The 12,413-nt window shown below is 72.8% G+C and carries 11 protein-coding genes; all 11 read left to right on the top strand.

Going from position 1 to position 12,413, the window contains the following annotated elements:
- Positions 1–96 precede the first annotated feature (96 nt).
- The gene (locus D7Y21_RS11035) at positions 97–846 is read left to right on the top strand and encodes an OmpA family protein (protein WP_120564182.1); all 750 of its coding nucleotides are present in this window, start codon (positions 97–99) and stop codon (positions 844–846) included.
- Between the two features lie 23 nt (positions 847–869).
- Entirely contained in the window at positions 870–1,304 is a 435-nt protein-coding gene (locus D7Y21_RS11030) for a chemotaxis protein CheW (protein ID WP_014395176.1), read from the top strand.
- A 4-nt stretch (positions 1,305–1,308) separates the two neighbouring features.
- Positions 1,309–1,677, top strand: coding sequence for a protein CrdC (locus D7Y21_RS11025; RefSeq protein ID WP_120563960.1), 369 nt, complete (start codon positions 1,309–1,311; stop codon positions 1,675–1,677).
- Positions 1,674–3,527, top strand: a complete 1,854-nt coding sequence (locus D7Y21_RS11020) for a methyl-accepting chemotaxis protein (RefSeq protein ID WP_120563961.1) — start codon at positions 1,674–1,676, stop codon at positions 3,525–3,527. Before D7Y21_RS11025 ends, D7Y21_RS11020 begins: the two co-directional genes overlap by 4 nt.
- A 1-nt stretch (position 3,528) precedes the next feature.
- Positions 3,529–5,340, top strand: coding sequence for a methyl-accepting chemotaxis protein (locus D7Y21_RS11015; protein WP_121713038.1), 1,812 nt, complete (start codon positions 3,529–3,531; stop codon positions 5,338–5,340).
- Positions 5,337–7,874: a response regulator gene (locus tag D7Y21_RS11010; protein WP_121713036.1), complete on the top strand. Its 2,538-nt coding sequence runs from the start codon at positions 5,337–5,339 to the stop codon at positions 7,872–7,874. Before D7Y21_RS11015 ends, D7Y21_RS11010 begins: the two co-directional genes overlap by 4 nt.
- An 81-nt stretch (positions 7,875–7,955) precedes the next feature.
- A complete protein-coding gene (gene cheB / locus D7Y21_RS11005; RefSeq protein ID WP_120563964.1) occupies positions 7,956–9,014 on the top strand; it encodes a chemotaxis-specific protein-glutamate methyltransferase CheB in 1,059 nt (352 codons plus the stop codon).
- 11 nt (positions 9,015–9,025) lie between these two features.
- The gene (locus tag D7Y21_RS11000) at positions 9,026–10,282 is read left to right on the top strand and encodes a protein-glutamate O-methyltransferase CheR (protein ID WP_121713034.1); all 1,257 of its coding nucleotides are present in this window, start codon (positions 9,026–9,028) and stop codon (positions 10,280–10,282) included.
- Between the two features lie 76 nt (positions 10,283–10,358).
- Positions 10,359–11,228 (top strand): tetratricopeptide repeat protein, encoded by an 870-nt coding sequence (locus tag D7Y21_RS10995; RefSeq protein WP_120563966.1) that lies wholly within the window; start codon positions 10,359–10,361, stop codon positions 11,226–11,228.
- Positions 11,228–11,362, top strand: coding sequence for a hypothetical protein (locus D7Y21_RS43315; protein WP_255424203.1), 135 nt, complete (start codon positions 11,228–11,230; stop codon positions 11,360–11,362). The genes D7Y21_RS10995 and D7Y21_RS43315 overlap by 1 nt, the downstream gene beginning before the upstream one ends.
- Before the next feature lie 66 nt (positions 11,363–11,428).
- Positions 11,429–12,346, top strand: coding sequence for a 5'-nucleotidase (locus D7Y21_RS10990; RefSeq protein ID WP_199735395.1), 918 nt, complete (start codon positions 11,429–11,431; stop codon positions 12,344–12,346).
- Positions 12,347–12,413 lie beyond the last annotated feature (67 nt).

The following is a 12,413-nucleotide window of genomic DNA, read 5'->3' as shown; positions in this document are numbered from 1 at the left end:
TCTTTTGACTCTCCCCGGTGGGTCCGACTACACGCGACAGCCTTGGCTCACCCCCTGTGGGCCTCTCTTTTTCCCGTCGTTGCTGTCGGAGGAATGATGCGTCGGATTTCGCTTTGGGCCGGGTTGGCCCTCGCCGTGGCCGTGCTGACCGGGTGCCCGCCCACCTACCCCAAGTGCAACAACGACGAGCAGTGCCAGGAGAAGGGCGAGGTCTGCGTCCAGGGCCAGTGCCAGGAGTGCGCGACGGACGCCAACTGCCGCGAAGGCTTCACCTGCCAGGCCAACAAGTGCGCGCCCAAGCCTCCTGAGTGCACCACGGACGTGGCCTGTGGCACCGGCCGCATCTGCGAGGCCGGCAAGTGCGCCGAGGCCCAGTGCAAGGACGACTCCGCGTGCAACGGTGGCAAGTGCCAGGCCGGCCGCTGCCAGGCGCCCCGCGACACCTGCTCCGCCAACACCGACTGCGGTGAGGGCCAGGAGTGCCAGTCCGGCAAGTGCGTGGCGGCGGACACCTCCTCGCGCTGCGACTACTCGCCGGTGCCCTTCGGCTTCAACGAGTCCACCCTGGACTCCAGCGCGCAGTCGCGCCTGGGCGAGCTGGCGGCCTGCATCAAGGCCAGCCAGGGCAAGATCACCCTGGGCGGCCACGCGGACGAGCGCGGCACGGAGGAGTACAACCTCCAGCTGTCCAACCGCCGCGCCGCGGCCGTGAAGCGCTACCTGGTCGACCTGGGCGTGCCGTCCAACCGGCTGTCCACGGTGGGCTATGGTGAGACCCGCCCGGTGTCCAGCGCGGCCACCGAGGAAGGCTGGTCGGAGAACCGCCGCGTGGAGTTCCAGCGCTAGTTCTGGGGTAGGCTCTGGCGCGCATGGCCGCCCTAGAGTCGGAAACGCGTCAGTCCTACCTTGTCTTCGCGTGTGGAAGCAGTTGGTACGCGGTGCCCGCGGAAGCCGCGGCGGAGGTCGTTACCTTCCCCGAGCTGACGCGGGTACCGGGTTCCCCGCCCCACCTGCTGGGTGTGTTCGCGCACCGGGGTGAAGTCATCCCCGTCGTGGACATGAGCCTGCTGGTGGGCGGGGTTTCCGCCGGGTCCCGCCGCGCCGTCCTGGTGCGGCTGGCCCGAGGCACCCTCGCCCTCACCGCCAGCAGCGTCGCCGGTGTGTCCGCGCTGATGGGACCGCTGGAGCCCCTGGGCCCCTCGGGTGTGCACGTCCACCTGCGCGGCCCCGTGAAGAGCGGCTCGCGCGACGTGGCCGTCATCGACCCGGAAGGCCTCTTCGACCACCTCAGCCAGGGCGGCTAGCCCCATGCTTCCCGCGGGCCGGGTCGAGGGGACGCTCCTGTGCCACGTGGGGCCGCACCGCATCGCCTTCGAGGCGGGCGAGGTGGCCTCCATCGCCGCGCCGGACGCGGGCACCGTGTCCGCCCACCGGGCTTTCCTGGGGGCCGGGGGCGCCCAGCGCGTGCTGGTGACGGCCACCGGAGGCACGGTGGGCGTGGACGGACTGGAGATCGACTCGGAGGTGCTGTCCGTGCTGCCGCCCTCGCCGGTGGTGGCGGGGTCCTCCGGCGGCAGCCTGCGCGGTTTCGTGATTACCCGCGGGGTGCTCTGGCCGCTGCTCAGCCTGGACGCCTTCCAACGCTACCTGCGCGGGCTGGACGGGGAGGGCGCATGATGGCGCCGCTGGAGCTTCGCTCCCTGGGCCGCTGGACGACGCGGCCCCGCATCCCCGGCAGCTGCCTGGGCGTGGGCATCGCGTTCCTCCACATCCACCTGTCGCACACGCTGCCGGAGGCGGGGCGCACGCCGCTGACGTGGCTGATGTTGTGTGCGCTCGTGCTGTTCATCAGCGTGGGGTACGCGCGCGACACGCGGGCCCTGCGCACGCTCTTCGCGCTGGGCGAGGGCCGGCTGCCCGCCACGTCGGAGCACCTGCTGGTGGCGGTCCAGGAGGTGGCGGCCATCCCCGGCCGCAGCTTCTGGTTCGTGATGCAGGGCTGGCTGGGCGGCACGCTGACGGTGGCCCTGGCCTTCCCCACCCTGGCGGACGTGCCGTGGACGGAGGGCGTGCGGGTGATGGTGCTGGGGCTGTCCATCGGTCCCCTGAGCGCCATGCTCACCTACCTGATGGTGGTGCGCCGCGCGCGGGCCACGTTGGACCGGCTGGTGTCGCTGGGGCCGGCGCCGCTGGAGGTGCTGGCCGCGCTGCCGCCCCGGCGCATGCACATCCGCCGCCGGCTGGTGGTCTTCACCGCCATCGCCGTCTTGAGCCCGTCGCTCTTCATCCTGGACGTGGCCTTCACGCGCACGGTGACGGTGGTGGACGCGTGGACGCAGGCCACCACGCCGGACGCGCGCATGGAGGTGATGGCGCGGGCGCGCGAGGGAGGCGGGCCGCCCCTGGGGCTCATCGCGGGGCTCGTCACGCTGCTCATCCTGGGCACCGCGGCGCTCGCGGGCACGGCGCTGTCGGAGCCCCTGCGCGCCATCACCGAGGACGCGACGCGCATCGCGCGCGGCGAGGTGCGGCCCCCGCGTGTCATCCACGCCGAGGACGAGGTGTGGGCCACCTCCGCGGCCTTCACCCAGATGCAGGTGCAGCTGGTGCAGGCCCTGTCGCAGCTCAAGCGGGCGGGCATTCAAATCTCCTCCACCACCGAGCAGCTGGTGGCCACCAGCACGGAGCAGGAGGTGGGCGCGGACGAGCAGGCCGGGGCGCTCAACGCCACCAGCGCCACCACGGAGGAGCTGGCCCGGTCCGCGCAGCAGATCGCCGACAACGCGGAGTCCGTGTCCACCATCGCGGAGACGACCTTCGGCGCGGCGCAGTCCGGCCAGCGCGGCGCCACCGCCTTCCTGGGCGCCATGCAGCGCATGAAGGAGGACAACGAGGCCATCGCGGAGGCGGTGGTGCGCCTCAACAAGCGCGTGCAGCAGATTGGCAAGGTGGTGGAGTTCATCAACGAGATCGCCGACAAGTCGGACCTGCTGGCGCTCAACGCGGAGCTGGAGGGCACCAAGGCGGGCGAGGTGGGGCGGGGCTTCTCGCTGGTGGCGGCGGAGATGCGCCGGCTGGCGGAGAACGTCATCCGCTCCACGAAGGAGATTGAGGGCCTCATCGGGGAGATCCGCGACGCGACGAACGGCGCGGTGATGGCCACGGAGGCGGGCCTGAAGACGACGGAGCTGGGCACGCTGCTGGCGGCGCAGGTGGACGACAGCCTGAGCCTCATCCTGGAGCTGGCGCGGCAGACGTCGCACGCGGTGCGCAGCATCTCGCTGGCGACGTTGCAGCAGCAGACGGGCACGGATCAGCTCGCGGCGGCCATGGGGGACATCCTGCGCGTCACCGAGCAGAACGCCGCGGCCACCAAGCAGATGGTGGCGGCCAACGCGGACCTGTCCGCCCTGGCGGCGGACCTGCAACACGTGGTGCAGCGCTTCCATGTCGAGCCACCCGGCGGCGAGTCCACCAGCGCCTCCGGCGGGGCTCCCGGCACGCCCGGCGCGACGGGAGGCGGGTGACATGGACCGCTCCTCGCGCTCGGACTCCCGGCGGGCCGCCTTCAGCCAGCAGCTGATGTTCCCCGTGCCGCTGGCGAACCTGGTGGGCTCCACGCTGGGGCTGCACTTCGCGTCGCTCGTGGTGGGGGGCAAGCTGTCCCAGGAGCTGGGGGGACTCGTCGTCCTGGTGGTGGGCGTGAGCGCGCTGCACATGCTCCTGGGCGTGGGTGTGTCCCTGCGCCGCTTCCCTCTCCTGCGGGCCCTGGAGCGCGGAGAGCTGCCGCCCACGCTGGAGCACCTGGCGAAGGCGGTGGGCGAGGTGGCGCGCGCGCCGGGCGAGGCGTTCTTCCGCTCGCTGGGGTTGTGGGCGCTGACCACGGGCGTGGTGGCGACGGCGCTCTGGTCGGCCATGGGGCTGCCGTGGAACGACACCCTGCGGGTCGCGGGGCTGGGGGCGCTGTTCGGCCCGCTCTCGTCGCTGCTCGTGTACGGGCTCGTCACGTTGAGGGCGCGGCGCGGCGTGCTGTGGGTGGCGGAGCAGGGGCTGACGCACGCGCAGGTCATCGCCGCGCTGCCCCGGCGCTCGCGGATTCGCGCGCGGCTGGTGGCCTTCACCGCCATCTGCGTGGTGACGCCCGCGGTGATGTGCGCGCAGGTCGTCACGGCGCTGACGGACCGGCTCTTCGACCGGCTGGCGGACGGGGGCAGCCCGGTCGCGCAGGGCCTGCTGGTGGACGAGTTCACGTCCAGCGCGCTCCTGTGCGCGGTGGTGTTCGGCCTGGCGCTGGCCACGGCGTACCTGGGTGGAACGCTGCTGGGGCGGCCCATGCGGGAGCTGTCCGGCGAGGCGCGCCGCATCGCCGCGGGTGACCTGGCCAGCCCCCGGCTGGTGCCCGCGGAGGACGAGGTGTGGGCGGTGTCCGCGGCCTTCACCACGATGCGCACGCACCTGGCGGACGTGCTCGCGGAGCTTCAGCGCGCGGGCTCGCAGATTTCGGCCACCACGGAGGAGATCCTCAGCACCTCCGGGCGCTATGAGGCCGGCGCCGCGGAGCAGGCCAGCAGCCTGGACGAGACGAGCGCCACCACGGAGGAGCTGGCGCGCTCGGCGAAGCAGATCGCCGAGAACGCGAGCTCGGTGGCGGAGATCGCCCAGCGCACGCTGGCGGCGGCCCAGGGCGGGCAGCGCAGCGCGGAGTCCTTCCTGGGGGCCATGTCGCGCATGCGCCAGGACAACCAGGCCATCGGCTCGGCGGTGGGGCGGCTGGACAAGCGCGTGCAGCAGATTGGCAAGATCGTCGAGTTCATCAACGGCGTCGCTGACAAGTCTGACCTGCTGGCGCTCAACGCGGAGCTGGAGGGCACCAAGGCGGGCGAGGTGGGGCGGGGCTTCTCGCTGGTGGCGGCGGAGATGCGCCGGCTGGCGGAGAACGTGCTGGAGTCCACGAAGGAGATTGAAGGGCTCATCGAGGAGGTGCGCGAGGCCTCCGCCGCCGCGGTGACGGTGACGGGCGGCGGCGTGCGCGCGGTGGAGACGGGGACGGCCCTGGCGGAGCAGGTGTCCGAGTCGCTTCGGCAGATTGTCGACCTGGCGGGGCGGACGTCGGACTCGGTGCGGATCATCTCCCGGTCCACGCAGCAGCAGCAGGCGGGCACGGATCAGCTCGCGGAAACGATGGCGGACATCCTGCGCATCACCCAGCAGAGCCTCAACGCGACGAAGCAGGTGGGCGCGGCGAACGGGGACCTGTTGGGGCTGGCGCAGGACCTGCGCGGCGTGGTGGAGCGCTTCCAGATCCACCAGGCGACCCTGCGCAAGGGGGGCGGCGGGTGAACCCCAGCGAGCGGCTCCTCAAGCAGTTCCGCGACCTGGTCACGGTCCGTCTGGAGCGCATCAACCGCTCCCTGATGGAGCTGGAGTCCGGGGGCAACCTGGAGGCCGGGCAGCGGGTGCTGCGCGAGCTGCACGGGCTCAAGGGCGAGGCCCGGATGATGGGCTTCAGCGAAATCAACACGCTCGCGCACGAGATGGAGGAACTGGTCCGGTGCGCGGAGCCGCAGCGCTACCGGCTGTCGTCGGAGTCCACCGACGCGCTGCTCGCCACGGCGGACACGGTGCTCGCGCTGTCGGGTGCGCTCCAGGCGGGAGAGCCGCTGCTGGCGGTGGAGACGCTGGTGGCGACGCTGCAGCAGCGGGTCATCGTGGAGTCCGCGCGTCCAGTGGGAGTCGCCCGTCCGGAGGAGGGCGGCCGGGCTTCGAAGGGGGAGGGCACGTCGCGCCTCATCGTGGCGGAGCGCCGGGAGCCGTCCGGGGCCGTGGTGGTCCCCGCGCACTGGGGAACGCCCGCGTCACGCCCGGACGCGCCGGCGGGAGGCGCGGCCCCGGGAGCCGCCGCATCGCAGTTCCTCGCCACGGCCCTCCGGACGGAGACGGCCGGGAGTCCGGCGGGAACGCACGGGGAGACGGCTGCCTCGGGGCATTCGCACCTCGTGGCTCCGGTGACGGCTGGCCCGGGGAGCCCTCACCTTGTCGGCCCCGCGCCGGGCACGTCCTCGAACACGCACCCCGCGAATCCGGCCGTGTCGCCCAGCACGCGGATGGTCGACACCGCCCGCTCGCGCCCGCCCGCCGCGCCGAAGCACGGAACCGCCACGGTGCGCACCGGCGACGTCCGCATGGACACGGCCGTGCGCATCGGCGTGGCCAGCCTGGACATGCTCACCAGCGCGGTCACCAACCTGGGCCAGGTGGCCCGCCGCCGGGAGCTGGCCACCGCGCGCCGCCTGGAGCTCGTGCGTGAATTGAGCGAGCTGGCCCGCACCGCGGAGGACCTGGGCCCCGCGGGCATCGCGCTCGCGGAGCGCCTGGGCCGCGCCAAGGAGCTGGCCGCCACCCTGCACCGCGAGGCCAAGCTGCTCGCCAACGCGGAGCTGCGCGACCTGGATCAGGTGTCGGAGGAGATCCAGGGCCTGCGCATGCTGCCCCTCTCCGTCCTCGTCGAACCCTATCCCCGCATGGTCCGCGACCTGGCGCGGGAGCTGGGCAAGGAGGTGGAGCTCGTCGTGGACGGCGAGGACACCCGCGCGGACCGCTCCGTCGTGGAGGCCCTGCGCGAACCGCTCATGCACCTGGTCCGCAACGCGCTGGACCACGGCCTGGAGACGCGCGTGGACCGCGTCGCCTCCGCCAAGCACCCCCGGGGCTGCCTCACCCTGCGCGCCGCCCGCGAGGGCAGCCGCATCATCCTGCGTGTGGAGGACGACGGCGCGGGCATGGACCCAGCACTCCTCCGCCGGGTGGCCGTGCGCCGGGGCGTGCTGGACGAGCCCGCCGCCAACGCCCTCTCCGACGCCGCCGCGCGCGACCTCGTCTTCCTGCCCGGCTTCACCTCGCGAGACGTGGTCACCGACCTGTCGGGTCGGGGCGTGGGGCTGGATGCCGTGCGTACGTCCCTCCAGGCCCTGGGCGGCGACGTGGGCGTGGAGTCCGCGCCCGGCTGGGGCACCATCTTCACCCTGCGCGTCCCGGTGTCCCTCACCGTGGCGCCCCTGCTCTTCGTCCAGGTCTTCGACGAGACGCTCGCCCTGAGCGCCGTCCACGTCTCCCGCGCCCTCAAGGTGGACGCCTCGGAGGTGGGAGAGGTCGCTGGCCGTCCCACCCTCCGGATGGAGGGCCGCGTGCTGCCCTTCGCCTCGCTGGCGTCGCTCCTGGGGCTCGCCACCGAGCGCCCCGCCCGGGAGGGCGAGCTGGTCCTGGTGGTGAAGGGCCAGGGCATGGAGGCCGCACTGGCGGTGGACCGGGTGCTGGAGGAGCGCGTCCAGGCCATCCTCCCCTTGAAGGGCATCCTCGCGCGCTACACGCACCTCACCGGGGCCACGTCGCTCGCGGACGGGCGGCTGGCCATGGTGCTGTCCGCGGCCGCGCTGGCGGCGGGCGTGCATGGCATCGCGCCCCTGAAGCTCGCCCGGCCCCCGGTGCGCGCGCCCGCGCCCCGCCGCCGCCGCATCCTGGTGGTGGACGACTCGCCCCTCACCCGGGAGCTGGTGGCCAACCTGCTGGAGGCGGTGGGGTACGACACCCTCCGGGCGGCGGACGGCCCCTCGGCGCTGGAGCAGCTGGTGCAGGAGGGGCCCCCGGTGGAGCTGGTCGTCACCGACCTGGAGATGCCGGAGATGGACGGCGTGGAGCTCACCCGGCGCCTGAAGTCGGACCCGGCCCGGCGCGGGCTTCCCGTCGTCATCCTCACCACCCGGGGAGGGGAGTCGGACCGGGCGCGTGGGCTGGCGGCCGGGGCGGACGGCTACATCACCAAGGGCGACCTCGTCCGCCAGGACCTGGTGGACGTCGTGGGGCGGCTCCTGGCCTGAAGTCCCCGAAGACCTGGGAGAGACGCCCGGGGCCCTTCGCATTGCTATACTCCCGCGGCGCGTACGGGGTATTGAACGGACATGGGCAAGAAAGTGACGGTGCTGGTGGTGGATGACTCGGTCATCTGCCGTCAGCTCATCAGCGCGGCGTTGAGCGACGACCCGGACATCCAGGTCGTCGGCACCGCCGCGAACGGCCAGGAGGCCGTTGCCCTCACGAAGGAGCTGCGCCCCCACGTCATCACCATGGACGTGGACATGCCCGTCATGGATGGGCTCGCGGCCGTGGAGCACATCATGGCCGAGTGCCCCACGCCCATCCTGGTGCTGACGGGCGATCCGCGCTCGCAGGCCCCCGCGCTGACGTACCGCGCGCTGGAGCTGGGCGCGCTGGCGCTTCAAATCAAGCCCTCCATCGACGCGGGGCCGGAGGCGTGGAACCTCACCAAGGAGGTGAAGCTCATCTCCTCCGTGCGCGTCATCCGCCACGTGCGCGGCCAGAAGCGCGGCGCGCCGGGCATGCCGCACACGCCCGTCCCGGCGCTGCCCGCGGCCTCCATGGGCATCGTCGCGGTGGCCGCCAGCACGGGCGGCCCGCAGGTGCTCTACCGGATGCTGTCGGAGCTGCCGGCGGACTTCCCGGCGCCCATCGTCATCGTCCAGCACATCAACGCCGCCTTCTCGGAGTCGCTGGCCAGCTGGCTCGCCAACGCGAGCAAGCTCAAGGTCCGGCTGGCGGTGGACGGGGACACGCTTCAGCCGGGGCTGGTGCTGGTGGCGCCGCCGGATCAGCACATGGTGGTGCCCGTGCGAGGCCGCGTGGCGCTCAAGCCCGGTGTGGAGCGCGACGGGCACATGCCCAGCGGCACCGTGCTGCTGGAGAGCGTGGCCAAGGTCTACGCCCGGCGCGCGGTGGGCGTGGTGCTCACCGGCATGGGCGCGGACGGGGCGGACGGGCTCTTGGCCATCAAGCAGGGCGGTGGGCTGGCGCTGGCGCAGAACGAGGAGTCCTGCGTGGTGTTCGGCATGCCGGGGGCGGCGGTGGAGCGCAAGGCGGTGGACCACCTCATCCACGGCGATGACGTCGCCGCCACCCTGGCGCGTCTGGCGCGCGGAGAGTCGCTGGCCGCAAGCCGCTGACCTCGCGCGCCATGACGTCCTCTTCCGAGCGCTGGACTCCCGTCCACGCCTGGCTTCAGGCCCACACGGGCATGGCGCTGAGCGGGGCCCAGCAGCGGCGGCTGGACGCGCGGCTGGACGCGCTGGGGCACGGCCAGAACGCGGCGCGGCTGGTGGCGCACCTGCGCACGCCTGCGGGCGCGGCGGACCTGGCGCGGCTGGTGGACGCGGTGGCGGTGCACACGTCGGAGGTGTTCCGGGACGAGGTGCAGCTGTCCGCCTTCCGCGAGCACGTGCTGTCGCCCCGCGTGCAGCGCTCCAGGACACCGCTGCGCGTGTGGAGCGCGGGCTGCGCGGCGGGCGAGGAGGTCGCCACGCTGCTCCTCCTGATGGCGCAGGAGGGCGCGGATCCCGCAAGCCGCGTGCTGGGCACGGACATCTCCGAACAGGTGCTCGCCCGGGCGCGCGAATTGAGCTTCCTGGCGGATGCGCTCCGGCGCGTGCCGGAAGCCGCGCGCTCGCGCTACTTCGAGTCGAAGGGCCGGCGCCACTCGCTGGTGGCGTCGCTGCGCGCGCAGGCGGAGTTCCGGCGCCACAACCTGATGGAGGCTCCGTATCCGGAGGCTCCCGGGGGCGGCGGGTTCGACATCATCTTCTGCCGCAACGTCCTCATCTACTTCACCCCGGAAGCCTTCCAGCGCACGGTGCGGAGCCTGGGCGAGCGGCTCGCGCCCGGCGGAGTGCTGGTGCTGTCCGCCGCGGAGCCCCTGCTCCAGGTGCCCCCGGAGCTGCGGCTGTTGCCCAGTGAGCACGCGTTCTTCTATGTGCGCGAGGACGCGGCGCCCGTGGAGCCTGCCCGGCCGAAGCGGGACTCCGGCCGGTTCCCGAGCGTCACCGGAGCCACCGGGCCCGCCGCGCCGAAGCCGGACGCGCCGGCACCGAAGCCGGACGCGCCCGCGCCCCCGGACGAGGCCGCGATGGCGCAGGCGGACTGGCTCTTCTCGTGCGTGCTGGACGGGGCCTCCACGGGCGTCCCGGACGAGAAGTCCGAGCGCGACCTGCGCCGGTGCCTGGACCTGGATCCGGACCACGTCGCCGCCCGCTACCTGCTGGGGCTCCTGCTGGAGCAGTGCGCCCAGCCCGGCGCGGCCCTGGAGGCCTACCGCCGGGCCCTGCGAGCCGTGGAGTCCGGGCGGGCGCGGCCGGTGCCCTTCTTCCTCAACCTGCCCCGGCTCCGGGTGGCCTGCGCCCGGGCGGTGGAGCGGCTGGAGGCGGAAGGGGCGCGCTGAAGGGCAGGGGGGCAGCCGGGCGCAGGAGGAAACAGAAGCGGCGCGCGGGGCACTTTGGACCTAGGATGCTCGGCCCATGCGCAGGCTCGTGCTCTTCGCCCTGTTGACCGCCGCCGTTCCCGGTTGTTTCTACCCCGCCGACCGCGGCCGTGCCCTGGAAGCCAAGGTGGACCGGCTGGGCGCGGACAACGCCAAACTGGCCGCGGAGCTGAAGGAGGCGCGCGACCAGCTCGCCGTCACCCAGCCGAAGCTCGACGAGAAGATCGCCCAGGTGACGCAGGCCCTGCAGAGCCTGGACACCGCCGCGCGCCGCAAGGACGCGGACATCGGCGTGCAGTTCCAGAAGACGGTGGAGGACCTGGCGCAGCTGCGCGGCCAGGTGGAGACGTACCTCTACAAGATTGGTGAGCTGGAGGCCGCGCTCGGTAAGAGCACGGAGGAGACCAACCAGCGGCTGCTGGCGCTCCAGGGCACGGAGGCGGTGAAGGAGGCCGAGGCCAAGAAGAAGGCCGAGGAGCTCCAGCGCCCCGCGGACAAGAAGGACTTCCTCGCGCTCGCGCAGGACAAGGCGAAGGCCGGCGACGCGCTGATCGCGCGCCAGCTCTACAACGAGTTCGTGAAGAAGTGGCCCAAGGACGCGCTCGTGGGCGAGGCCCACTTCGGCCTGGGCGAGACGTACTTCACCGAGTCCAAGTGCCGCGAGGCCCTCTTCGAGTACGGCAAGGTGGTGCAGGACTTCGCGAAGACGCCGTCCGCGCCGGACGCGTACCTGCGCTCCTCCGACTGCTTCCTGAAGCTGAAGATGAAGGAGGAGTCGAAGCTGGCGCTGGAGGAGCTGGTGAAGGGCTACCCCAAGTCGGACGCGGCCAAGACGGCGAAGACGAAGCTGGCGGACCTGGAGAAGAAGCCCGCGCCCGCTCCCGCGCCGAAGAAGGCGAAGAAGTGATGAGCCCCCGCGCCCCCCGGCTCGCCGCCCTGGCGCTCCTGTTGCTCCTGCCGCTGATGGCGGGGGCCGCGCCGAAGAAGCTCGTGCTGCTCTTCACCGGGGACAATGGGGGCGAAGTCGCCCCCTGTGGTTGACGCCACAACCCGTCTGGCGGTCTGGCCAGACGAAAGACGGTCCTGGCCGGGGAGCGCGCGAAGGGCGTGCCGGTGCTCGCACTGGACGCGGGCAACGCGCTCTTCAAGACCCTGGCGGAGGGCCCGGAGGCGAAGCCTCGCGCGGAGCTGCTGCTGGAGCAGCTGGACGCGCAGGGCTACGCGGCCATGGCCGTGGGCCAGCGCGACCTCGTGCTGGGCGTGGACTTCCTGAAGAAGAAGACGAAGGGCGCGAAGCTGAAGCTCGTGTCCGCGAACCTCGTGGACGCGAAGGGGCAGCCGCTCTTCCCCGCGTCGGTGGTGACGACGGTGGGCGGGCTGAAGGTGGGCATCATCGGTGTGTCCCCGGAGTCGGCGGACGGCACGGCCTTGCTGCCCGCGGGCGTGCGGGGCCTGCCGGTGGGGCCGGCGGTGACCTCCGAGGTGAAGCGCCTGCGCCAGAAGGAGCAGGTGTCGCTGGTGGTGTTGCTCGCGGCGGTGCCCTACGTGGAGGCCGTGAAGCTGGCCCAGGGCGCCGAGGGCGTGGACTTCGTGGTGCAGTCGCACGACGGCCGGGGCGTGGGCATGGCGCAGCGCCAGGGCGTGTCCACGCTGGTGCCGCCCGGAGAGCGGGGCCGCCAGGTCGCGAAGCTGGAGCTGTCCGTGGAGGGCGCTGGTCCCTTCGCGGACCTGTCCGAGGCGAACCGCGCCCGGGAGAGCCAGCGCATGGTGGAGGCGAACATCGCGCGGGTGCAGGAGCGCCTGAAGACGGAGAAGAACGAGGACACGCGCCGCTCGCTCCAGGAGACGCTGACCTCCTTCGAAGCGCGGCGCGACGCCCTGGCCCGCACGGCGGCGGCGCAGGGCCCGGCGACGGGGCGCACGTACCAGCTGACGTACCTGCAGCTGGGCGCGGACGTGGCGTCGGATGCCGCCGTCCAGAAGCAGGTGGAGCGCGTGGAGCCGCCCGGCTCCGCGGGTCACTGAGCTTCCGCGTGTGGAGCCAACCCCGTCCATCCTGGGACGGGGCTGAAACACCTGTTTCATTCCCTGT

The sequence above is a fragment of the Corallococcus sp. AB045 genome, assembly GCF_003668895.1.
Lineage (GTDB): Bacteria > Myxococcota > Myxococcia > Myxococcales > Myxococcaceae > Corallococcus > Corallococcus coralloides.
Note: the sequence above shows the minus strand (reverse complement) of the source record. Positions and strands in the feature narration are given on the sequence as shown.

Coding starts and splice junctions, on each gene's coding strand:
- D7Y21_RS43315 (WP_255424203.1), top strand. CDS start 11,228: ATGAGCCCCCGCGCCCCCCGGCTCGCCGCCCTGGCGCTCCTGTTGCTC.
- D7Y21_RS11035 (WP_120564182.1), top strand. CDS start 97: ATGCGTCGGATTTCGCTTTGGGCCGGGTTGGCCCTCGCCGTGGCCGTG.
- D7Y21_RS11030 (WP_014395176.1), top strand. CDS start 870: ATGGCCGCCCTAGAGTCGGAAACGCGTCAGTCCTACCTTGTCTTCGCG.
- D7Y21_RS11000 (WP_121713034.1), top strand. CDS start 9,026: ATGACGTCCTCTTCCGAGCGCTGGACTCCCGTCCACGCCTGGCTTCAG.
- D7Y21_RS11020 (WP_120563961.1), top strand. CDS start 1,674: ATGATGGCGCCGCTGGAGCTTCGCTCCCTGGGCCGCTGGACGACGCGG.
- D7Y21_RS10995 (WP_120563966.1), top strand. CDS start 10,359: ATGCGCAGGCTCGTGCTCTTCGCCCTGTTGACCGCCGCCGTTCCCGGT.
- D7Y21_RS11015 (WP_121713038.1), top strand. CDS start 3,529: ATGGACCGCTCCTCGCGCTCGGACTCCCGGCGGGCCGCCTTCAGCCAG.
- D7Y21_RS11025 (WP_120563960.1), top strand. CDS start 1,309: ATGCTTCCCGCGGGCCGGGTCGAGGGGACGCTCCTGTGCCACGTGGGG.
- cheB (WP_120563964.1), top strand. CDS start 7,956: ATGGGCAAGAAAGTGACGGTGCTGGTGGTGGATGACTCGGTCATCTGC.